This is a genomic window from Streptomyces sp. NPDC018000, from assembly GCF_044328025.1.
Lineage (GTDB): Bacteria > Actinomycetota > Actinomycetes > Streptomycetales > Streptomycetaceae > Streptomyces.
In genome coordinates, this window is the sequence record NZ_JBIRGM010000013.1 from 54,789 (window position 1) to 77,603 (window position 22,815).

The window sequence follows — 22,815 nt, forward strand, 5'->3', positions numbered from 1 at the left end:
TCCTGAGAATGCCGCGCGTTCTGTATTTGGCCGGATTCATGGCACCGCGGGTCAGCCCACCAGGCCGTCGGCGAGCTCCTCACTGAGGGTGGATTCCGTGCCCGGGATACCCAGGTCCTGGGCCCGCTTGTCGGCCATTGCCAGCAGTCGGCGGATCCGGCCGGCGACCGCGTCCTTGGTCAGCGGCGGGTCGGCGAGCGCGCCCAGCTCCTCCAGGGAGGCCTGCTTGTGCTCCATGCGCAGCCGTCCGGCCGCCGCGAGGTGCTCGGGCACCTCCTCGCCCAGGATCTCCAGCGCGCGCCCCACCCGGGCGCCCGCGGCGACCGCGGCCCGCGCGGAACGACGCAGGTTGGCGTCGTCGAAGTTGGCGAGCCGGTTGGCGGTGGCGCGGACCTCCCGGCGCATCCGCCGCTCCTCCCAGGCCAGCACCGACTCATGGGCGCCGAGCCGGGTGAGCAGGGCACCGATCGCGTCGCCGTCACGGACGACGACCCGGTCCACCCCGCGCACCTCGCGGGCCTTGGCCGCGATGGAGAGCCTGCGGGCCGCGCCGACCAGCGCGAGCGCCGCCTCCGGGCCCGGGCAGGTCACCTCCAGCGAGGAGGAGCGGCCCGGCTCGGTGAGTGAGCCATGGGCCAGGAAGGCCCCGCGCCAGGCGGCCTCGGCATCGCAGGTGGCCCCCGAGACCACCTGCGGGGGCAGGCCGCGGATGGGCCGGCCACGGCCGTCCACCAGGCCGGTCTGGCGGGCCAGCTGATCGCCGCCCGCCACCACCCGTACGACGTAGCGGGAGCCGCGCCGCAGCCCGCCGGGAGCCATCACGATCAGTTCGGAGCTGTGCCCGAAGATCTCGAGAATGTCCCGCTTCAGCCGACGCGCCGCCATTGCGGTGTCCAGCTCCGCCTCGATCACAATCCGGCCGCTCACCAGGTGCAGCCCACCCGCGAACCGAAGAATCGCCGAGACTTCTGCCTTCCTGCAGCAGGTCCGGGTCACGGGAAGCCGAGAGATTTCGTCCTTCACCGCCGGCGTCATCGCCATGGGCCGATCCTTCCATGCATCCGAAAAATACGGTCGTACGCGGCGGCCAACAGCTCCGGATCATGGATCGGAACGCCGTCGGGTGAGGCCACCGGCGCCAGCTCGACCGCGGCGCCGAGCCGCTTGGCGGCATCGGCGAGGGACTCGCGATCGGGCACGGCTGCTTCGTCGGCCAGCACCACGTCCATGGCGAGTTTAGGGGCGTGTCGTCCCAAAACCTCCAAATGACGCTGCGGAGAGAAGCCATCAGTTTCGCCGGGTTGCGGTGCGAGGTTGAGCGAGAGGACCTTGCGGGCCTTGGTCTCGATGAGCGCGTCGAGCAGTTCCGGAACAAGCAGATGCGGGATCACGGAGGAGAACCAGGACCCCGGGCCGAGCACTACCCAGTCGGCGTCCAGGACGGCGGCGACGGCCTCGGGAACGGCCGGCGGGTCGTTCGGGACGAGGTGGACGGACTGCACCTCGCCCGGGGTGAGCGCCACGGTGGCCTGGCCGCGCACCGTGTCCACGTCGTCCGGACGGGCCGGGTCGTGTCCCCGTACGAGCGCCTGCAGCTCCAGCGGCACGGCGGACATGGGCAGCACCCGACCGTGCGCCCCGAGGAGCTTGCCGACCAGGTCCAAGGCCTGGACATGGTCGCCGAGCTGCTCCCAGAGGGCGACGATCAGCAGATTGCCGACCGCGTGCTCGTGCAGATCGCCCTTGGACTGGAAGCGGTGCTGGATGACCTGGGCCCAGGTCTGGCCCCAGTCGTCGTCACCGCACAGGGCGGCGAGCGCCTTGCGCAGGTCGCCGGGTGGCAGGACGCCGAGCTCCTCGCGCAGTCGGCCGCTGGAGCCGCCGTCGTCGGCGACGGTGACCACGGCCGTGAGATCGCCGGTGATCCGGCGGAGCGCTGTGAGCGACGCGGACAGGCCCATGCCGCCGCCGAGGGCGACGACCTTGGGCTGCGCGCCGCGCTTGCGGCCGGAGAGCGCGGAGGTGGCTCTGCGCAGCCGCCGCAGGCGCAGATTACGACTGGTCACTCGCGCCCCATGTCCCGGTGGACGAGGACGGTCTCGATGCCTTCGGTCGCAAGCCTGGCCGCGAGCTTCTCGGACATGGCCACCGAGCGGTGCTTGCCGCCTGTGCAGCCGACGGCGATCGTCACATAGCGCTTGCCCTCGCGGCGGTACCCGGTGGCGATGAGCTGGAGCAGTTCCGTGTACTGGTTGAGGAATTCCTTGGCGCCGGGTTGATCGAAGACGTAGTCGGAGACCTCTTCGTTGAGCCCGGTGAACGGGCGCAGCTCGGGGACCCAGTGCGGGTTGGGCAGGAAGCGGCAGTCGACCACCAGGTCGGCATCGACCGGCAGGCCGTACTTGAAGCCGAACGACATCACCGTGGCGCGCAGCTCCGGCTCCTCGTCGCCGGCGAACTGGGCGTCCATCTTGGCGCGCAGTTCGTGCACATTGAGGCTGGAGGTATCGATCACCAGGTCGGCGTCGCCGCGCAGTTCGCGCAGCAGGTCGCGTTCGGCGGCGATGCCGTCGACGATCCGGCCGTCGCCCTGGAGGGGGTGCGGACGGCGGACCGATTCGAAGCGGCGGACCAGTGCGTCGTCGGACGACTCCAGGAAGACGATGCGCCGGGTGACGTGCTTCGCCTCCAGGTCTGCGAGGGACTCGCGGAGGTTGTCGAAGAAGCGGCGGCCCCGCACGTCGACGACGACGGCGATCCGGGCCACGTTGCCCTGCGAGCGGGCGCCGAGCTCGACCATCGTGGGGATCAGGGCGGGCGGCAGGTTGTCGACGACGAACCAGCCGAGGTCCTCCAGACACTTGGCCGCGGTGCTGCGCCCGGCGCCCGACATCCCCGAGATGATCACCAGCTCGGGGATGGTCGCATTCCCGTCGCCCGTGTCGATCGTGGTGCCCGTACTCACGTGTCCTGCTCCGTCTGCTCGGTCGGTGCTGTCGTGCTCGTGTTCGTGCTCAGTCATGTCGTGCTGCCCCCGTCGTCATCTTCGATGATCTCTCCTGTCGCCGTGTTCACGGCGGGTGTGGCCGGTGCGGCCGAGGCCAGGGCGACCGCCACGGATTGCGCCGTCCTGCGGCCTATCCCCGGCACCTCGCAGATCTCGTCGATTGTCGCCTGCTTCAGCTTCTTCACGGAGCCGAAATGCTTGATCAGCGCCCGTTTCCGGGTCTCGCCGAGGCCGGCGACGGCATCCAGGGGGCTGGAACGGATGCGCTTGGCCCGCTTGGCGCGCTGATATGTGATCGCGAAGCGGTGGGCCTCGTCACGGACGCGCTGGAGGAGGTAGAGGCCCTCGCTGGAGCGGGGCAGGACGACGGGGTCGTCCTCATCGGGCAGCCAGACCTCTTCAAGGCGTTTGGCGAGGCCGCAGACGGCGATGTCGTCGATCCCGAGCTCGTCGAGGGCACGCCTGGCGGCGGCGACCTGCGGCTGGCCGCCGTCGACCACGACGAGCTGCGGCGGATAGGCGAACCGCTTGGGACGGCCGTCGTCCTCACGGGGCTCGGCGTCCGGATCGGGGGTGGTGTCCGGCACGGGGGTGGTGGCTGCGCCGGGGATGGTGTCCGACCCGACGGCCGGCGCGGCCGGGCCGGTCAGGGCCACCGGGTCGGCTTGCGGGGCCGGGACGGGGCCGGTCGGCGCGGGGGTTTCCTCCCACTCCCCCGTCCGCTCCTTCTCCTGGAGGTACCGCTTGAAGCGGCGGCCGATCACCTCGTGCATCGACCGGACGTCGTCCTGGCCCTCGAAGCCCTTGATCTGGAAGCGGCGGTACTCGCTCTTGCGGGCCAGCCCGTCCTCGAACACGACCATGGAGGCGACCACGTCGTCACCCTGGAGATGGGAGATGTCGAAGCACTCGACGCGCAGCGGAGCCGTGTCGAGGCCGAGCGCCTCGGCGATCTCCTCCAGGGCGCGGGAGCGGGTCGTCAGATCGGAGGCGCGCTTGGTCTTGTGCAGCGCCAGGGCCTGCTGGGCGTTGCGCTGGACCGTCGCCATCAGGTCCTTCTTGTCGCCGCGCTGCGGGATGCGCAGGCTGACGTGGGAGCCCCTGCGGTCGGCGAGCCACTGGGAGACCGCGTCGGGGTCCTCGGGGAGGGCCGGGACGAGGACCTCCTTGGGGACGGAGTCGCCCGTCTCCTCGCCGTACAGCTGCTGCAGCGCGTGCTCGACCAGGCCCGAGGTGTCGACGTTCTCGACCTTGTCGGTGACCCAGCCGCGCTGGCCGCGCACCCGGCCGCCGCGCACATGGAAGATCTGGACGGCGGCTTCGAGCTCGTCCTCGGCAACCGCGATCAGGTCGGCGTCGGTGGCGTCGGCGAGGACGACGGCACTCTTCTCCATGGCCCGCTTGAGGGCCTCCACATCGTCGCGGAGCCGGGCCGCCCGCTCGTACTCCATCTCTTCGGCCGCCGCCATCATGTCCTTCTCCAGGCGTCGGATGTACGTGCCGGTGCGACCGGCCATGAAGTCGCAGAAGTCGCCCGCCAGTTCGCGGTGTTCCTCGGGGGTGACCCTGCCTACGCAGGGGGCCGAGCACTTGCCGATGTAGCCGAGGAGGCACGGGCGGCCGGTCCGCGCGGCGTTCTTGAAGACACCGGCGGAGCACGTACGTACGGGAAAGACCCGGAGCATCAGGTCAACCGTCTCACGGATGGCCCAGGCGTGGCCGTACGGACCGAAGTAGCGCACGCCCTTCTTCTTGGCTCCGCGCATGACCTGGACGCGCGGGAATTCCTCGTTGAGCGTGACCGCGAGATACGGATAGCTCTTGTCGTCGCGGTACTTGACGTTGAACCGGGGGTCGTACTCCTTGATCCAGGAGTACTCCAGCTGGAGCGCCTCGACCTCGGTGGCGACGACGGTCCACTCGACGGAGGCGGCCGTGGTGACCATCGTGCGCGTACGGGGGTGGAGATGGGCCAGGTCCTGGAAGTAGTTGGCCAGGCGCTGGCGCAGGCTCTTCGCCTTCCCGACGTAGATCACCCGGCGGTGCTCGTCGCGGAATCTGTAGACCCCCGGGGAGTCGGGGATCTGTCCCGGCTTGGGGCGGTAGCTGGAGGGGTCTGCCATGTGTCCCACCCTACTTGCGGGCAGTGACAGTGCAGATGGCTCGGCAGTGGTGCCGTGCTCCGGGGCGCGGGGTGAGGGAGCGCGCCCCGGAGCACGGAGTCAGCGGGCGCCGTTGCCGGTCACGGGGATTGCCGGCGGGGGCGGTTGCGCGATGCCGCCGGCACGGCGAGGGTCCCGTTCCGGCGCGGCAGGGGATAGGGCCCGGCCTCGTCGGGACTGGGAGTGAGTCCGTCCTCGGCAGGGCGTCAGGCCTCGGGGCCCGCGACGAGCTTTCCGCCCTCGATCCTGACCGGGACCGAAGACAGCGGCACGGTCGCCGGGCCGCGCATCACCTTGCCGGTCGTCGTATCGAAGCGGCTGCCGTGGCAGGGGCAGTTCCCCACGTTGTCCTCGACCTTGTCCAGCAGGCAGCCCCCGTGGGTGCACTGGGCGCTGAACGCCTTGTACTGCCCCTTGGCCGGGCACGTGACGACGACCCGCTGGTCGCGGTAGAGCTTGGATCCGCCGACCGAAACCTCTTCCGCTGCGCCGAGCTCGACCGGTGCGGTCGGCGTCGGGGTCTCGGCGTGGCCGAGCTTGGATTCGGTCGAGCAGGCGGACACTCCCAGCCCGGCGGCGCCGGCAAGAGCGGCACCCTTCAGCACGGTACGGCGGGCGGCGGGCTGGCCGGGCATGCGGTCTCCACTGGTCAGAGGGGCAGGGTGCAGAGGGTTCCGGCGGCGGCTGAGGCGCCGGGAGCACCACGGGTGCCCGCGGGCATCAGAGCCATCGGTGACAGAACCGACGATACCGGCGGAGATCGGAGAGTCGTTGGCCGGGCCACCCAAGTCCGATTGTCCCTGTTCAGAGCGTTAGGAACGGCTGGACAGGAACACCGGGGGTGTACGGACAGGCGCGCGGGGGCATGCGGGCACGCGACGACGCGGGGGCAGACCGGCGCGCCCTGCAACGTGCAGTCGTCGGGCGCGAGAGCGGGGGGGCGCGCAGGCCTCACCGAGGCCCGTGGCGGCAGGGCCGCGCCGCCCCCATTTGCCGGTCGGCCCGAAGCGGCGGCCCCTGATTTCCGGGAGCCGCCGCCCGGCCGCGGGGCCGTCAGGCTCTGCGCGCGCGGGTTGCCTTCTTCGCCGCGGGCTTCTTCGCCTCAGCCGTCTTGGCCGTGGCGGACTTGGCGGCCTGGCCCGCACTCGTCCTGGCCGTGGCCGTCTTCCTGACCGGGGCCGACTTTGCGGCGACCGCGTTCTTCGCGGCCACCTTCCGCACGGGCTTGCGGGCCGCGGGCACCGAGGCCTCGCTCACCCGGTCCGGGTCCAGGATGCATTGGAGGAACTTGCCGGTATGGCTGGTCGGAACCCCTGCGACCTGCTCCGGGGTTCCCTCGGCGATGACCAGACCGCCGCCGTTGCCCCCTTCTGGGCCCATGTCGATGACCCAGTCCGCAGTCTTGATGACATCGAGGTTGTGCTCGATGACGATTACCGAGTTGCCCTTGTCGACCAGCCCTGACAACACCTTGATGAGTTTGCTGATGTCCTCGAAGTGCAGACCCGTGGTCGGCTCGTCCAGGACGTAGACCGTGCGGCCGGTGGAGCGCTTCTGCAGTTCGCTCGCGAGCTTCACACGCTGCGCCTCGCCGCCGGAGAGCGTCGGCGCGGGCTGGCCGAGCCTGACGTATCCGAGGCCGACCTCATGAAGCGTGCGCAGGTGGCGGGCGATCGTCGGGACGGCTTCGAAGAACTCCAGGCCCTCCTCGATCGGCATGTCCAGCACCTCGGCGATGGACTTGCCCTTGTAGTGAACCTCCAAGGTCTCCCGGTTGTAGCGCGCTCCGTGGCAGACCTCGCACGGTACGTACACATCCGGCAGAAAGTTCATCTCGATCTTGATGGTGCCGTCGCCGGAGCAGTTCTCGCAGCGGCCGCCCTTGACGTTGAAGGAGAAGCGGCCCGGCAGATAGCCGCGCACCTTCGCCTCCATCGTCTCCGCGAACAGCTTGCGGACATGGTCGAAGACGCCGGTGTACGTGGCCGGGTTGGACCGGGGTGTTCGGCCGATGGGTGACTGGTCGACGTGCACGACCTTGTCGACCTGGTCGTCCCCGGCGACCCGGGTGTGGCGGCCGGGGACCGACTTGGCGCCGTTCAACTCGCGTGCCAGGTGGGTGTAGAGGATGTCGTTGACCAGCGTCGACTTTCCGGAGCCCGAGACACCCGTGACGGCCGTGAGTACGCCGAGCGGGAAAGAGACGTCGATGTCCTGGAGGTTGTTCTCCCGGGCGCCGTGCACCGTGAGTCTGCGCGCCGGGTCGACGGGGCGCCGGATGTCCGGCATCGCGATCGACTTCTTGCCGGCCAGATACTGGCCGGTGATCGACTCGCCGTTGCCGAGCAGTTCGTTGAGCGATCCGGAGTGGACCACCTTGCCGCCGTGCTCACCAGCGCCGGGGCCGATGTCGACGACCCAGTCGGCGACCTTGATGGTGTCCTCGTCGTGCTCGACGACGATGAGCGTGTTACCCATGTCGCGGAGCCGGACCAGGGTCTCGATCAGCCGGTGGTTGTCCCGCTGGTGCAGGCCGATGGACGGCTCGTCCAGCACGTACAACACGCCGACCAGGCCGGATCCGATCTGTGTGGCCAGCCGGATGCGCTGGGCCTCACCGCCGGACAGGGTGCCTGCCGCGCGGTTCAGCGAGAGGTAGTCGAGGCCGACGTCGACCAGGAACCTCAGCCGTTCGTTGACCTCCTTCAGCACCCGTTCGGCGATCTTCTTGTCGCGGGCGTTCAGCTTCAGCCGGCCGAGGAATTCGGCGCACTCGCTGATCGACATCGCGGAGACCTGGGCGATGGACTTCTCCATCACCGTCACCGCCAGGACGATCGGCTTGAGCCTGGTGCCCTCGCAGGTCGGGCAGGGCACCTCTCGCATATAGCCCTCGAAGCGCTCCCGGCTGGAGTCGCTCTCGGCCTCGGAGTACCGCCGCTTGACGAACTGGACCGCGCCCTCGAAGGCGGGAGTGGTGTAGGCGCGCTCGCGCCCGTAACGGTTGCGGTACCGGACCTCGGTCTGGATCTTGTGACCGAAGAGCAGGGCCTTCTTGGCACGCTGCGGCAGTCCGGCCCACGGGATGTCCGTACGGAATCCGAGCGCCTCGGCGAGGGCGCCGATCAGCCGGCCGAAGTAATCCTTGGTATGGCCGTGCGACCAGGGGTGGATCGCGCCCGCGTCGAGCGACCTCTCCTCGTCGGGGACGATCAGCTCCGGGTCGACCTCCATCCGTGTGCCGATGCCCGTGCAGTCGGGGCACGCGCCGAAGGGCGAGTTGAAGGAGAAGGAGCGCGGCTCCAGTTCCTCGAAGGAGAGGTCGTCGTACGGGCAGTAGAGATGCTCGGAGTACATCCGCTCACGCTCGGGGTCGTCCTCGGGAAGGTCGACGAAGTCGAGCACGACCATGCCGCCGGAGAGCCCGAGCGCGGTCTCGACCGAGTCGGTCAGCCGACGCTTGGCGCTGTCCTTCACCGTAAGGCGGTCGATGACCACCTCGATGGTGTGCTTCTCCTGCTTCTTCAGCTTGGGCGGCTCGGAGAGGTGGATCGTCTCACCGTCGACCCGGGCCCTGCTGTAGCCCTTGGTCTGCAGATCGGCGAAGAGATCGACGAACTCGCCCTTGCGCTCGCGCACCAGCGGCGAGAGCACCTGGAAGCGGCTGCCCTCGGGAAGACCGAGCACCTTGTCGACGATGGCCTGCGGCGACTGGCGCGAGATCGGCCGGCCGCACTCGGGGCAGTGCGGCTTGCCGATCCGGGCGAAAAGCAGACGGAGGTAGTCGTAGACCTCGGTGATGGTGCCGACCGTCGAGCGAGGGTTGCGCGAGGTCGACTTCTGGTCGATGGAGACGGCGGGCGAGAGGCCCTCGATGAAGTCGACGTCCGGCTTGTCCATCTGGCCGAGGAACTGGCGGGCGTACGAGGAGAGGGACTCCACGTAGCGTCGCTGCCCCTCGGCGAAAATCGTGTCGAACGCGAGAGACGACTTGCCCGACCCGGAAAGCCCGGTGAAGACGATGAGGGAGTCGCGGGGAAGGTCGAGCGAGACGTTCTTGAGGTTGTGCTCGCGAGCGCCACGGACGATGAGACGGTCGACCACGCTGGTCCGCACCTTTCTTGAGAGAAGTGGGGGAACTGAGCCCCCGTCCCAGGGTATGGGGGGCGCCACAGCGATGTACGAAGCTTGCGACTCCGAGCGTATAGCACGCGCATTCGATTTACGGACGGTCGCAGACTCCTTCACCCGAATGAGTGGCGAGGCTAGGCTCAGCCTCATGATTGATCACGCGCACGACCTGGACGCCGTACGTGAAGCGACCGATCGGCTGCTCAGCGCCACCGAGAAATTGGACGACGCCGCGCTTGCCGAGCCGTCGCGATTGCCGGGCTGGAGCCGCGGCCATGTCATTGCGCACCTCTCCCGTAACGCCGACGCGCTCGTAAATGTTCTCCAGGGCCGGCCCATGTACGCAGACAGCGAAACCCGCGACCGCGACATCGAGCGCGGCGCACCCCGGCCGAAGGCCGAGCAGCTGGCCGACCTGATCGAAAGCGCGGCACGCTTCGTGGACGCGGCCTCGGCCCCGGCCGACTGGTCCCGCACGGTGACGATGCGCAACGGCGTGACCGACTCGGCCTCCCGGATCCCCTTCCGCCGCCGCATCGAGATCGAGCTGCACCATGTCGACCTGGGCATCGGCTACGAGCTGGAGGATCTCCCGGACGAGTTCGTCACCCGGGAGATCGACTTTCTCGCCGAGCGGTTCGACGGACACCCCGATGTCGTGTCCACGGGTATGGCCGACGAAAAGGGCCGGATCCGGACGACGGGCGGCGGCGCCGAAGGTGGTCGTGTCACGGTCCGCGGTACGGCCCCCGAGCTGCTCGGCTGGCTCTGCGGGCGCCGCGACGGCTCGGCACTGACCGTCGAAGGCGGCCCCCTTCCCGCACTGCCCCCGCTATAGGCTGAGACATATGACGTACAGCGGAGCGGTCAAGGTCGGCGGGCGTGCGGATGTACACGAGTTGACGGATCTGATGATCTCCAAGGTCGCCGTCGGCCCGATGAACAACAATGCCTATCTGCTGCGCTGCCGGGCCACCGGCGAGCAGCTCCTGATCGACGCGGCCAACGAGGCCGGGACCCTGCTGCAGCTGATCGGTGACGACGGCATCGCCTCCGTCGTCACCACCCATAGGCACGGCGACCACTGGCAGGCGCTCGGCGAGGTCGTGGCGGCCACCGGCGCGCGTACGTACGCCGGGCGGTACGACGCCGCGGGCATCCCGGTCCCGACCGATGTCCTGGTCGACGACAACGGCACGATCCAGGTGGGCCGGGTCACCCTGACCGCGCGTCACCTCGTCGGTCACACCCCGGGCTCCATCGTGCTTGTCTACGACGACCCGCACGGCGCCCCGCATCTTTTCACCGGGGACTGCCTCTTCCCAGGCGGGGTCGGCAATACGCACAAGGATCCCGAGGCCTTCGCGAGCCTGCTCCACGATGTGGAGACCAAGCTCTTCGACCAACTGCCGGACGAGACCTGGGTCTATCCGGGCCACGGTCACGACACCACGCTCGGCAACGAGCGTCCGCAGCTGCCGCAGTGGCGCGCCCGCGGCTGGTGACGGCAGCCGCGGGGGGCACTCTCCACCTGTACAGATTCCGGCCGGGGCGGGCAACGGACAGTTGCGCACCCCGGCCGGTGCCGGTTCCTGCCCGGCCGGACGACCGCCGGGCCACCCGGCAGAGTCAGGCGTCGATGCTGGAACCCTTGTCCGCGACCTTGTCCGCTTCTGCGGCCGCCAGGGCCTGCTCCTGCTTCTTGTTGGCGATGAGACTGGTGATCGTGGTGATCACCAGCACGCCGCAGATGACGCCGAGCGAGACCGGGATGGAGATCTCGGGGACGTTCAATCCGGACTCGTGCAGTGCGTGCAGCACCAGCTTCACACCGATGAAGCCGAGGATGACCGAGAGACCGTAGCTGAGGTGGACCAGCTTCTTCAGCAGACCGCCGATCAGGAAGTACAGCTGCCGCAGCCCCATCAGGGCGAAGGCGTTGGCGGTGAAGACGATGTACGGGTCCTGGGTCAGGCCGAAGATCGCGGGGATGGAGTCCAGGGCGAACAGCACATCGGTGGTGCCGATGGCGAGCATGACGACCATCAGCGGCGTCAGGACGCGCTTGCCGTTGTTACGGATGAAGAGCTTGGTGCCGTGGTACCGGTCGGCGACCCCGAAGCGGCGCTCGATCGTCTTGAGGAGTCGGTTCTCCTCGAACTCCCCCTCCTCCTCGTCGGCCCGCGCCTCCTGGATGAGCTTCCAGGCGGTGTAGATCAAGAACGCGCCGAAGATGTAGAAGACCCACGAGAAGTTGGCGATGACGGCAGCGCCGGCAGCGATGAAGATCGCTCGCAGCACCAGCGCGATCAGCACGCCGACGAGAAGCACCCGTTGCTGAAGGTGGGAGGGAACCGAGAACTTCGCCATGATCAGGACGAAGACGAAGAGATTGTCGACGCTGAGCGACTTCTCGGTGATGAAGCCGGCGAAAAACTCGGCCGACGCCTGGGTCCCGCCGAAGACCAGCAGGCCGAGTCCGAAGAGTGCGGCCAGCGCGATCCAGATGATCGTCCAGATTCCGGCTTCCTTGGTCGTCACGTCATGGGGTTTGCGCCCGATGAAGAAGTCGACGGCAATAAGGGCTGACAGACCAAGGATGGTCAGCACCCAGAGGGTCCATGAAACGTCCACTGCGCCTCCGGCAGTTCGCTACGGCTACTGATCAGCGTCGTCGCTGCCGGAGGTCTCTTCCACCCGGGCGCACGGGCTGTGCACCACGGGCCGACGCCCCGGGACCGGTCACAGTCCGTACTGACGGGCACGCCGCGTATGGGAGTACTCCCCTCCGTCCGAAGAACAGTACAGGAAACACCAAAGAAAGGTAAAGAGGAGGGTAAAGATCCCTCAAAAAGGCTGGCCGGTGGCGCTGATACGTCGTTGCTGTCGCTCTCAGTGGCGCCGAGGACGGCGGGCCGCAGCCACCCTGGCGAGCACCTGCTCGAGCACCCGACTGCCGGGCGGCATCCTCAGCGGCTCGTATGTCCAGGTGTGGCCCACCCAGGGGTCGGCCAGGTGGTCGTCGGCGACCGGGGTGATGCGGAGCAGCGAGCGCCACAGCGGGTCGAGCACCGGCCCGTACGCGCGGGCGTCCTCGCGGTCCGCGACCATCAGCAGATGGACGCCGACCGAGGGACCCTCGTCGGCGAGGTAGCGCAGCTGGGTGACGGCCCGGTCGTCGAAGCCGTGCGGGAAGTCATTGACGATCAGCAGCTGCTGGCCCGTGTCGAGGTCCGGCGGAAGCGAATCGGCGGCACCGGCCCGGATCGCCATCTGCACCAGGTCGACGCGCCGGGTGAGCTGCGCGAGGACCGGGGCAACTCCCGCGGCTCCGGCGGCGGGCGGCCCGGCGAGGGCCCCGGATTCGACCAGGGGGGCGAGCGCTCCGGCTGCCGAGCCCGTGGGGTCGATGACATGGACGGAGAACTCGTCGGCCGGGTAGACGGCCAGCAGCCGGGCCGCGTGCGCGACCGCGTTCTCCACGGCCAGGCGGTGCAGTTGGGCGGTGTCCGGCAGTGTTGCGGCCTCGGAGGCCGTACGGCCGCTGTCGACCCAGATCCCGCGCTCCAGAGGGAGCCGGACCAGTAGCGGGATTCGCAGGTCGGGGGTCTCGGGCAGATGGAGGTCGCCGATGCGCAGCGCCATGGGGATTTCCATCGGGACGCGGTACGCGTGCCAGACGGGGTTGTCCCATCCCGCGTACGCGGGAGGCAGTGCGGGTTCCACTACGGCGGACTCGGCGGCGAGCTGGGCGAGGTCGCGATCGAGGACCTCGCGGGCCCGGGCGGTCAGCTCGTCGCGCTTGGCACGGGCCTGTTCCCGGGCCCTGTCGCCGGCGCCACCGATCCGGTTGCGCGGGTCGGACAGGGTCCGGTCGAGCTCCTGGCCCATGCGGGACTCGGCGAAGTCGACAGCGCTGCGGTACGCGGCGGTGGTGCGTGCCAGGTCTTCGAAGATGCCCCAGATCTGGTTGTAGAGGCGCTCCTCCATGGACCAGCCGGTCGCGTCTCCGGCGACGGGCCGGGCGGGGCGGCCCGGCTCGGCGGGCGGTGCGGTGGGAGGGGGCGGCGGGGGCTCGGAGGACTGGCGGCGCGGGTGCGCGTAGTTGATGGGGCCGCCCGTCGTGGCCGCGGACGGCGGGGTGGTGGGCTCGGGGGGCTGGGCAGCCGTGGGCGGTGCGACAGGGGGCCTGCGGCCGTCCGCGGGCGGTACGGGGCCCGGGCCGTGACCGACCCGGCCCGCGTCCGGGGTGCGCGGCGGGGGCGGTGCGACCGAGCGGGCCATCGCGCGTGCGACGGCGTCCTGGATCGAGTGGGCCAGCTCGGCCGCCTGCGTCAGGCCCTGGTCGGCGAGCATGGCGGCGAGGCCGCCCGCGTAGCCCTGACCGACGGCGCGGACCTTCCAGGCGCCCTGGCGACGGTAGAGCTCCAGGGCGGTGACCGCGGACTCGGCGTCCAGGCCGGTGAGGGTGAAGGTGGCTATCTCGCTGCCTTCGAGCCCGGTGACGGCGACGAACGGTGAGGCGACCGCGCCGAACCGGACCGGGCCGCCGACGCCCGTGGGCAGGGCCAGCAGCACGGTGACCCGGTGCACCGAAACGGGCAGGGCATCGAGGTCCACGGCGAGCCGGTGGTCGGCGGCGGCCTGTCCGGACACCTCGAGCCCGGGCAGCTGGGGCGATCCGGGGTGGGCAACCCACTCGGTGCCGCGCACTGTGCCGTTCTCGTCGCCGAGCGTGGCACCGGCCACGACGGGTGTGCCGGCCGATACGCGGATCTCCAGACGGGTCTGGGGCAAGGTGTGGTTCTGCCCCCGGACCAGCTCGGCCGTCATCGTCCTGTCCCCTCGATGATGTGCTGCTGCGTGGTGCGATGTCGTGCGGCGGGATGTGGTGCAGCTCCCGGCGGCCGATGCCTCCGGGAGCTGCGCGTACCGATATCGACCGGCTGGTCCGGCCGTGCCTACAGGTGCGGCAGGATCGCCGGCATCAGGTCCTGGAAGGTGCGGCCGTTGGCCGGGTTGCCGAGGGCTGTCATCTGCCACCCGTTGCCCGAGCGGTGCACCTTCGCCATGATCTGGGCGGTGTACTGCCCGCCGCCGTCCAGCGTGTAGCGGGCGAGCTCCTGCCCGTTGGTCTCGTCGACAATGCGGCAGAAGGCGTTCTGCACCTCCTGGAACGTCTGGCCGGTGAAGGAGTTCACCGTGAAGACGATCTGGTCGATGTGGACCGGCACCCGCTGCAGATCGACAAGGATCGCCTCGTCGTCGCCGCCCGAACCGGCGCCGCCCACGAGGTTGTCGCCGGTGTGCTTGACCGAGCCGTCGTCACTGACGAGGTGACGGAAGAAGACCACGTCGACCGGCTGCTTGTCGGCAAACAGCACCGCCGAGGCGTCGAGGTCGATCTCCCTCGTACGTGAACCGAACAGACCGCGACGCGGCGCCGCCTGCCAGCCGAGCCCCATCCGTACCGCGGTCAGGGTCCCCCCGTCGCTCTTCTGCAGGCTGATGGCCTGCCCCTTGGTCATATTGACCGTCACGCGCTGTCCCCTCTCCGCTTGCCCCGCAACCGTCCGTGCGCGGTTTTCCAGCACCCTACGCAGTCACACCGGGAATGCGCCCACTTGGGTCGTCTTTGTGTCGGTCCTGCAACACACCGGGTGCGACCGGGTCAGGCGAGACCCGCCTCCCGCATCTGACGCAACTCCTTCTTCAACTCACCGACCTCGTCCCGCAGTCGTGCCGCCACTTCGAACTGCAGGTCAGCAGCGGCCGCCCGCATCCGGTCGGTCATCTCCTCGATGATTCCGGCGAGTTCGGTGGCGGGCCGGTCGGTGACCACCGCGCCGTTGCCCCCGGCCTTCTTGGAGCCGGCTGTCTTGACGCCCAGCACGGGCACAGGTGCCTTGACACCCTTCGACTGCCGGTAGCCGGTGCCGAGCAGCTGCTCGGTGTCGACCTCCTCGCGGGCGATCGTCGCGACGATGTCGTTGATCTTCTTGCGCAGCGGCTGCGGGTCGAGGCCGCGCTCGGTGTTGTAGGCGATCTGCTTCTCGCGGCGACGATTGGTCTCGTCGATGGCCTGCGCCATCGCCGGGGTGATCTTGTCCGCGTACATATGGACCTGCCCCGACACATTACGGGCGGCGCGCCCGATGGTCTGGATCAGGGACGTCCCCGAGCGCAGGAAGCCCTGCTTGTCCGCGTCGAGGATGGCGACGAGCGACACCTCCGGCAGGTCGAGGCCCTCACGCAGGAGGTTGATGCCGACCAGTACGTCGTACTCACCGGAGCGCAGCTCGCGCAGCAGCTCGATGCGGCGCAGGGTGTCGACGTCGCTGTGCAGATAGCGGACCTGGATACCGAGCTCCAGGAAGTAGTCGGTGAGGTCCTCGGCCATCTTCTTGGTGAGGGTGGTGACCAGGACCCGCTCGTCCTTCTCGGCGCGCGTGCGGATCTCGTGCACCAGGTCGTCGATCTGACCCTCGGTGGGCTTGACGACCACCTCCGGGTCGACGAGGCCGGTGGGGCGGATGATCTGCTCCACGAAGCCGTCCCCCCTGGAGAGCTCGTACTTCCCGGGTGTGGCGGAGAGATAGACGGTCTGGTTGATCCGGCCCAGGAACTCCTCCCACTTCAGCGGGCGGTTGTCGAGCGCGGAGGGGAGCCGGAAGCCGTGGTCGACGAGGGTCCGCTTGCGGGAGGCGTCGCCCTCGTACATGGCACCGATCTGCGGCACGGTGACATGCGATTCGTCGAGGACGAGGAGGAAGTCCTCGGGGAAGTAGTCGAGGAGGGTGTTGGGTGCGGTGCCGGGTGAGCGGCCGTCGAAGTGCATCGAGTAGTTCTCGACGCCGGAGCAGGTGCCGATCTGCCGGAGCATCTCGATGTCGTACGTGGTGCGCATCCGCAGCCGCTGGGCCTCCAGCATCTTGCCCTGCTTCTCCAGCTCGGCGAGGCGCTGCTCCAGCTCCTGCTCGATGCCGTTGACCGCCTTCTCCATGCGCTCGGGGCCTGCGACGTAGTGGCTGGCAGGGAAGACGTGGAGAGACTGGTCCTCGCTGATGACCTCACCAGTGAGCGGATGGAGGGTGGAGAGCGCCTCGATCTCGTCGCCGAACATCTCGATTCGGACGGCGAGCTCCTCGTAGACCGGAAGGATCTCGATGGTGTCGCCGCGGACCCGGAAGGTGCCGCGGGTGAACGCGAGGTCGTTGCGGGTGTACTGGATCTCGACGAAGCGGCGCAGCAGCTGGTCGCGGTCGATCTCGTCGCCGACCTTGAGCTGGACCATGCGGTCCACGTACTCCTGGGGCGTACCGAGGCCGTAGATGCAGGAGACGGAGGCGACCACGACGACATCGCGCCGGGTGAGCAGCGAGTTCGTCGCGGAGTGGCGCAGCCGCTCGACCTCCTCGTTGATCGAGGAGTCCTTCTCGATATAGGTGTCCGACTGCGGGACGTACGCCTCGGGCTGGTAGTAGTCGTAGTACGAGACGAAGTACTCGACGGCGTTGTTGGGCAGCAGCTCGCGGAACTCGTTCGCCAGCTGGGCCGCGAGTGTTTTGTTCGGCGCCATCACGAGGGTGGGGCGCTGCAGTTTCTCGATCATCCAGGCGGTGGTCGCCGACTTGCCGGTGCCCGTCGCGCCGAGCAGGACGATGTCCTTCTCATCCGCACGGATGCGCCGCTCCAGCTCAGCGATGGCCGCGGGCTGGTCGCCGCTGGGCTGGTAGGGACTGACGACCTCGAAAGGCGCCACCGAACGTTCGATCTTCGAAACAGGCCGCATACGACCACCGTACGACCCACCACTGACAACCGGGCCGGGTCAGCCGCAGTGCCGGGCCGGGGTCACCATTCTCCCGGCGGCGCGGGATCGGGCGGCCGGGAGTGGAACGACGCCGGGTCGGCATGTGTTCCGAACCGCGGCACCTGCCGCTGGGCCGGGATTCCGGGGGGCCGTCCGGCCCCGTTCATGGCCCCGGGGTCGTCCCAGTCCGGCGTGCCCATCACCATCAGAGGGTCGAACATCACGACCACCGCGGCAAGGAGCAGGAAGCAGCCGGGGCCGATCAGCAGCGGTACGAGGGAGGCGGTCCGCCCGTCGGCCGAAGCGGTGCCGGTGAGGGCTCCGGGGTGCAGATGGACGCTCAGCGCGGCCATGCCCGTGTAGTGCATGCCGCTCACCGCGACGGCCATCACGACGCTGGCGCCGAGGCTGGACAGGAAGCCGTGGACGGAGACGGCTGCCCAGAGTGCGGTCGTGGCAGCCACCACGGCTATGACGACGGAGAGGGCCACGGTGATCGTGTCGTACTCGAACTGCCCGTCAAGACGCATACCGGCCATGCCCAGATAGTGCATGGTGGCCACGCCCAGCCCGGTGATGGTGCCGCCCGTCACCAATGCCATACGGGTAGCGCCCCGATACCCGACGATGAAGATCCCGACGGCAACCATGCCGATCGCGACGGCGAGGCTGGCAAAGGTGATCGGCTTGTCGTAGCCGATGGTCACCCCTTCGACGGAGAACCCGATCATCGCGATGAAGTGCATCGTCCAGATGCCGGAGCCGATGGAAGTCGCGCCGAGGGCCAGCCAGCCGGCCTTGAAGGAACGCTCGGTGCGCAGCGAACGGGTCGTGCACCGCAGCCCGAGGGCCGCGCCGAGGCAGGCCATGAGAAAGGCCACGACGGGCGTCACCGCTCCGTAGTTGAAACCGTCGATCGTGCCCTGCATGCTCGTACGCCCTTCGCGGAAGCCCGGGTTCGGGGTGACCCTAAGCCGCGAGGCCTGGCAGACAAACAGAAGAGCTGCATTTTATCGACATGGAAATCGGCCAGTGTCCCGGTCTCGACAGCGGCGTTCACGTTGTGGCCGTCCTTCGCCTTTCCCCCGTTGGGGTCAGCTGCCCCCCTCGGCCCGGCCGTAACTCTGACGCAAGGAGTACACGTGTACGCACGCACCGCAACCGTCGCCGTTGCCGTCGCTGCCACCACTCTCATGGGTGCCGGCGCGTTGCTGATGTCGACCGTCGGTACGCAGACCACGGGCAGGGGCGCGGCCACGGCCGGGCACGCGAACACGGGCACGGCGATCCGGACCGTGAGTGCGCAAACTTCGGACGCGAAGCCGGGCGCGCCGGTTATCTTCGCCCACCGGGGCGCTTCGGCCTATGCACCGGAGAACACCCTGGCCGCCGTCGACAAGGCCGACGCTCTCGGCATCGACTGGGTGGAGAACGATGTCCAGTTCTCCAAGGACCGTGTGCTGGTGGTCGTGCACGACACCGATCTGAAGCGGACCACCGATGTCGAGGAGGTCTTCCCGGACCGTGCGCCGTGGGCGGTCAAGGACTTCACGGCCGCCGAGATCGCCCGGCTGGACGCGGGCAGCTGGTTCGGTCCGCAGTTTGCCGGAACGCGGGTGCCCACCCTCAATCAGTACCTGGACCGGATCGAGCGCAACCACCAGAAGCTGCTGCTGGAGATCAAGAGCCCGGAGATCTACCCGGGCATCGAGAAGGAGACCCTGCGGGTGCTGAGCCGGAAGGGGTGGCTCGACCGCAACCACGTCAAGAACAGGCTCGTCATCCAGAGCTTCGGCGCGAGCAGCGTGAAGCAGGTGCACCAGCAGCGTCCGGACGTCACGACCGGTTTCCTCGGCACCCCCGAGGTGGCCGGTCTGCCCTCGTACGCAGCGTTCAGCGACCAGATCAACCCCTCGTACACCTCGATCTCCGCCGACTACGTGACGGCGGTGCATGCGCTGAAGGGCGCACACGGCAAGAAGCTCCGGGTCAATACCTGGACGGTCAACGACGAGGCGACCGCGGCGAAGACGGCGGGCTTCGGCGTCGACGGGATCATCACCAACACCCCCGATGTGGTGCGCAAGGCCACGGGCTGACAGCCCGGCCGCCCCGTCTCCGCAGCCCGTTGTCAGTGGCCGGCCGTACGGTGGTTCCCATGAACAGCAACGGGGTCGTCGAGTGGGCCGTCGTCGAGAGCGACATCGGCCCGCTGCTGCTTGCCGCGACCGACGTGGGACTGGTGAGCGTGGTCTTCCACGCCCGTCCCGAGGTGCGGGAGAAGGCGGTCGGGCGATTGCGGTCGCGACTCGGTGCGGAGCTGGTGGAGAGTCCCGGCTCCGCACGGCTCACCGAGCCGATACGCCGGCTCGCGGCGTATTTCGCGGGCTCGTTGCGGGAGTTCTCGCTCGACCTGGACTGGTCGCTGACCTCCGGCTTCAACCGCCAGGTGCTCCGCGAGCTGGCAACCGGGGTGCCGTACGGGGCGGTCGTCGGATACGGGGACCTTGCCGAGCGTGTGGGGCAGCCGGGGGCGGCGCAGGCGGTCGGGGCGGCCATGGGGTCCAATCCGCTGCCGGTGGTGGTGCCGTGCCATCGGGTGGTGGAGAGCGGCGGCGGCCTCGGCGGGTTCGGCGGTGGCCTCGAAACCAAGCGGAAGCTGCTGGCTCTGGAAGGCGTGCTGCCCCAGCCGCTGTTCTGAGTCGGTCGTGGAATTCTGCCCCTCCGGACCCGGGCACCGGGTCCGTGCCCGATCCGTACCCCGGGGGGAGTCTGGTTTCGTACCCGTGTACGGGCTGACACACTGCGCCAGTGACCAACATCCTCAATGCACCTGACACCCCCACCGGGCCCGACCACCCCGCCGGCCGGGTGTCGGTGGCCGAACTACCCGGATTGCAGCGCAGAACGTCAGCAGTGCTCATAGCCAGCCAGATACTCGGCGGCCTCGGCGTGCCCATCGGAATCGCCCTGGCCCCCGTCCTGGCCACGGAGGTGAGCGGCTCCGAGGCGCTGTCCGGCCTCGCCCCGACCGCGTCAGTGGCGGGAACCGCGCTGTTGTCGCTGCCGCTGGCCGCGCTGATGACTTCACGCGGCCGGCGCCCCGGTCTGGTACTGGCGTATCTGATCGGGGCACTCGGCGCGGGGCTCGTGGTGCTGGCCACCGTCGTGGAGAGCTTCCCGCTGCTGCTGCTCGGCATGGCCGGGTTCGGTGCCGGTTCCTCGGCCAATCTGCAGGCCCGGTTCGCCGCCGCGGATCTGGTCGAGCCCGACCGACGCGGCCGGGCGATCTCCACCGTCATCTGGGCCACGACGATCGGTTCGGTCCTGGGGCCGAACATCGCGGCCCCGGTGGGGCATGTCTTCCGCGGCACGGGGATATCGGAGGAGGCGGGCCCGTTCATCTTCGCGGCCGGTATCTTCCTGTTGGCCGCCGTGGTGGTCGGGGTGCTGCTGCGGCCGGACCCGCTGCTCACCGCGCGGGCGCTGGCACCGCAGGACAACGAGTCCCCCGCAGACCGTTCACTGCGTGCCGGTGTCGCAGCGGTCCGGTCGTCTCCCATGGCGCGGCTGGCGTTGGTGACGGTGGCCGTCTCGCACACCGCGATGGTCTCGATCATGGTGATGACCCCGGTCGATCTGGGCCATCACGGCGCCGGACTGGAGCTGATCGGCCTGGTCATCAGCGGCCATATCGCGGGTATGTACGCATTCTCCCCGGTGATGGGCTGGCTGTCGGACCGGTTCGGCCGGCTCGCCGTGATCGGTCTGGCGGTCGGGCTGCTCTCCTGCGCCGCGCTACTGGCCGGCACCGCGGGCCCCAGCCACGGTCAGACGGCGGCAGGTTTGTTCGTGCTCGGGCTCGGCTGGTCGGCCGGGCTGGTCGCCGGGTCGGCGCTGCTCACCGACTCCGTACCGCAGCCCGCCCGCGCCGCCGTGCAGGGTCTGTCGGACCTGACCATGAACACGGCGGCGGGCATCGGAGGAGCGATCGCCGGAGTAATCGTCGCCCGGGCGAGCTACGGCTGGCTGAACGTGGCCGGGGCATGCCTGTTGCTGCCGATGGCGGCGCTGGCGCTGCGCCGGGCGCTCGCCCGGCCGGCCGCACCGGCTGCACCCGGCACATCCGCACCTACCACCGACCTCTGAGGTTTCAGAGACTGATGTGGTAGGCCTTGCGCAACGTCTCATGCACGGTCCACGTCGTGCGGTCGCCCTCGCGCAGCACGCAGGCGTCACCCGGCCCGACCTCCAGCGTCGCCCCGCCCTCGACCGCCACGGTCGCGCGCCCGCTGACGACCACGAACAGCTCATTGGCCTCCGTGTCGGTGACCACGCCCGGCGTGATCTGCCAGATTCCGCGCATCTGCTTGCCGTCGGGCGACTCCCAGAGCACCTTGCCGGTCACCACGGGCTCGCCGGAGACGATCTGTGCGGGGTCGAGCGGGTCCGGTTCGAGTTCGGCGTCCGGAATGTGCACGGCAAACGAGGCAGGATTTTGATCAAGTGTGGTCATGGCCAGTCACCCTAGCGACCGCTTCGGAGCGACTCGGCACCAGGACCGGGAGAACCTGCGGAGGGGGTGGGTGATGCGGCCGGTGCCCCGGCCACACGTTTGAGGTCGATGCGCCCGCGACAGGGATGCGGACATGTCACTCAATGCCTCGCACAGCGCACACCGCTGCGCCCCCGCCCTCTCCGTCGAGGTACAGGCAGCCCTCGCCTCGCACCATCCCGTCGTCGCTCTGGAATCGACGATCATCGCCCACGGTCTGCCACGGCCCCGCAATCTGCAGATCGCCGAGGAACTCGAAGGGCTCGTACGGTCCGCGGGCGCCGTGCCCGCCACGATCGCCGTACTGGACGGACAGGCCCGCATCGGCCTGGACAAGGCCCAGTTGGCGCGGGTCGCCGCGGACCCGTCGATGCGGAAGCTGGGACACCGGGACCTCGCACCGGCCCTGGCGGCGGGTGCGAGCGGGGCGACGACCGTGTCCGCGACGGCGTTCCTGGCCGCACACGCGGGCCTGCGCGTCTTCGCGACCGGCGGCCTCGGCGGCGTACACCGGGGGTGGACGGAAACCCAGGACGAATCCGCGGACCTCCGGCTCCTCGCGCGGACCGGCATCACCGTGGTGTGTGCGGGGGTGAAGTCGATCCTGGACGTCCCCGCCACGCTGCAGCGCCTGGAGACGCTCGGCGTCGGAGTACTCGGATACGGCACCGACCGCTTCCCCGGCTTCTGTCTGAACAGCACGGGCGAGCCGGTCGACTGGACGGTGCGGACGCCCGAGGAGGTCGCGGAGGTGATGCGGGCCCAGGACGCGCTCGGCGGTCCCGGTTCCGCACTGATCGTCGCCAACCCCGTTTCCGTGGAAGACCAGTTGGATCCCGCACTCCATGACCGTGTGCTGACCGAGGCGCTTGCCGCATGCCGGGAGCGCGGCATCGTGGGCCAAGCCGTCACACCGTTCCTGCTGGACCAGCTGATGCGGGGAACCGGCGGCGCTTCGTTGGAGGCCAATCTGGCAGCCGTGCGCGGAAACGTATCGCTTGCCGCCCGGATCTCCGGCGCATGGGCCGTCGCCGCACGGGACACAGCAGCACACCAGAACGCTGAGGACACGGCAGCGCACGCGAGTACGCAGGGCACGGCACCGCACCGGCGCCCGACGGCAGGCCGATGACCCACGGCGGCCTTC

At 69.3% G+C, this 22,815-nt stretch carries 18 protein-coding genes; 6 read left to right on the forward strand and 12 right to left on the reverse strand.

The window, feature by feature from the left end; translation table 11 throughout:
• Positions 1 to 51: 51 nt before the first annotated feature.
• From whiA to uvrA, 6 genes are all read right to left on the reverse strand, one after another.
• Entirely contained in the window at positions 52 to 1,041 is a 990-nt protein-coding gene (gene whiA, locus ACH4EW_RS23680; RefSeq protein ID WP_030919772.1) for a DNA-binding protein WhiA, read from the reverse strand.
• Positions 1,032 to 2,066, reverse strand: a complete 1,035-nt coding sequence (yvcK, locus tag ACH4EW_RS23685) for a uridine diphosphate-N-acetylglucosamine-binding protein YvcK (RefSeq protein ID WP_398259964.1) — start codon at positions 2,064 to 2,066, stop codon at positions 1,032 to 1,034. Before yvcK ends, whiA begins: the two co-directional genes overlap by 10 nt.
• A complete protein-coding gene (rapZ, locus tag ACH4EW_RS23690) occupies positions 2,063 to 3,022 on the reverse strand; it encodes an RNase adapter RapZ (protein ID WP_398259966.1) in 960 nt (319 codons plus the stop codon). Before rapZ ends, yvcK begins: the two co-directional genes overlap by 4 nt.
• On the reverse strand, positions 3,019 to 5,130 hold the full coding sequence (gene uvrC / locus ACH4EW_RS23695) for an excinuclease ABC subunit UvrC (RefSeq protein ID WP_398259968.1): 2,112 nt from the start codon (positions 5,128 to 5,130) through the stop codon (positions 3,019 to 3,021). Before uvrC ends, rapZ begins: the two co-directional genes overlap by 4 nt.
• Before the next feature lie 245 nt (positions 5,131 to 5,375).
• On the reverse strand, positions 5,376 to 5,804 hold the full coding sequence (locus tag ACH4EW_RS23700) for a Rieske (2Fe-2S) protein (RefSeq protein WP_398259970.1): 429 nt from the start codon (positions 5,802 to 5,804) through the stop codon (positions 5,376 to 5,378).
• 418 nt (positions 5,805 to 6,222) lie between these two features.
• Entirely contained in the window at positions 6,223 to 9,273 is a 3,051-nt protein-coding gene (uvrA, locus tag ACH4EW_RS23705; protein WP_398259972.1) for an excinuclease ABC subunit UvrA, read from the reverse strand.
• Between the two features lie 175 nt (positions 9,274 to 9,448).
• On the opposite strand from uvrA, the gene ACH4EW_RS23710 reads away from it, so the two are divergent.
• Together ACH4EW_RS23710 and ACH4EW_RS23715 are read left to right on the forward strand one after the other, a co-directional pair.
• Positions 9,449 to 10,138, forward strand: coding sequence for a maleylpyruvate isomerase family mycothiol-dependent enzyme (locus tag ACH4EW_RS23710; RefSeq protein WP_398259974.1), 690 nt, complete (start codon positions 9,449 to 9,451; stop codon positions 10,136 to 10,138).
• Between the two features lie 10 nt (positions 10,139 to 10,148).
• Entirely contained in the window at positions 10,149 to 10,805 is a 657-nt protein-coding gene (locus ACH4EW_RS23715) for an MBL fold metallo-hydrolase (RefSeq protein WP_398259976.1), read from the forward strand.
• 124 nt (positions 10,806 to 10,929) lie between these two features.
• On the opposite strand, the gene ACH4EW_RS23720 is transcribed toward ACH4EW_RS23715, so the two are convergent.
• The 5 genes from ACH4EW_RS23720 to ACH4EW_RS23740 all read right to left on the reverse strand — a co-directional run bounded on the left by ACH4EW_RS23720 (position 10,930) and on the right by ACH4EW_RS23740 (position 18,042).
• A complete protein-coding gene (locus tag ACH4EW_RS23720; protein WP_398259978.1) occupies positions 10,930 to 11,934 on the reverse strand; it encodes a TerC family protein in 1,005 nt (334 codons plus the stop codon).
• Positions 11,935 to 12,192: 258 nt separating this feature from the next.
• On the reverse strand, positions 12,193 to 14,133 hold the full coding sequence (locus tag ACH4EW_RS23725) for a TerD family protein (protein ID WP_398259980.1): 1,941 nt from the start codon (positions 14,131 to 14,133) through the stop codon (positions 12,193 to 12,195).
• Positions 14,134 to 14,261: 128 nt separating this feature from the next.
• Positions 14,262 to 14,840, reverse strand: coding sequence for a TerD family protein (locus ACH4EW_RS23730; RefSeq protein ID WP_073747806.1), 579 nt, complete (start codon positions 14,838 to 14,840; stop codon positions 14,262 to 14,264).
• Between the two features lie 131 nt (positions 14,841 to 14,971).
• Complete coding sequence (uvrB, locus tag ACH4EW_RS23735) at positions 14,972 to 17,092, reverse strand: excinuclease ABC subunit UvrB (RefSeq protein ID WP_398259982.1); 2,121 nt, start codon at positions 17,090 to 17,092, stop codon at positions 14,972 to 14,974.
• Between the two features lie 62 nt (positions 17,093 to 17,154).
• Positions 17,155 to 18,042, reverse strand: a complete 888-nt coding sequence (locus ACH4EW_RS23740) for an MHYT domain-containing protein (protein WP_398259984.1) — start codon at positions 18,040 to 18,042, stop codon at positions 17,155 to 17,157.
• Between the two features lie 213 nt (positions 18,043 to 18,255).
• Between ACH4EW_RS23740 and ACH4EW_RS23745 the strand changes: the two genes are divergently transcribed.
• The 3 genes from ACH4EW_RS23745 (at position 18,256) to ACH4EW_RS23755 (ending at position 21,262) form a co-directional block, all read left to right on the forward strand.
• On the forward strand, positions 18,256 to 19,212 hold the full coding sequence (locus ACH4EW_RS23745) for a glycerophosphodiester phosphodiesterase (RefSeq protein WP_398259986.1): 957 nt from the start codon (positions 18,256 to 18,258) through the stop codon (positions 19,210 to 19,212).
• 59 nt (positions 19,213 to 19,271) lie between these two features.
• The gene (locus tag ACH4EW_RS23750; protein WP_398259988.1) at positions 19,272 to 19,814 is read left to right on the forward strand and encodes a methylated-DNA--[protein]-cysteine S-methyltransferase; all 543 of its coding nucleotides are present in this window, start codon (positions 19,272 to 19,274) and stop codon (positions 19,812 to 19,814) included.
• Between the two features lie 170 nt (positions 19,815 to 19,984).
• Positions 19,985 to 21,262 (forward strand): MFS transporter, encoded by a 1,278-nt coding sequence (locus tag ACH4EW_RS23755; RefSeq protein WP_398260123.1) that lies wholly within the window; start codon positions 19,985 to 19,987, stop codon positions 21,260 to 21,262.
• Positions 21,263 to 21,266: 4 nt separating this feature from the next.
• On the opposite strand, the gene ACH4EW_RS23760 is transcribed toward ACH4EW_RS23755, so the two are convergent.
• Positions 21,267 to 21,629, reverse strand: coding sequence for a cupin domain-containing protein (locus tag ACH4EW_RS23760; protein ID WP_398259990.1), 363 nt, complete (start codon positions 21,627 to 21,629; stop codon positions 21,267 to 21,269).
• Between the two features lie 133 nt (positions 21,630 to 21,762).
• On the opposite strand from ACH4EW_RS23760, the gene ACH4EW_RS23765 reads away from it, so the two are divergent.
• Positions 21,763 to 22,800, forward strand: coding sequence for a pseudouridine-5'-phosphate glycosidase (locus tag ACH4EW_RS23765; protein ID WP_398259992.1), 1,038 nt, complete (start codon positions 21,763 to 21,765; stop codon positions 22,798 to 22,800).
• Positions 22,801 to 22,815 lie beyond the last annotated feature (15 nt).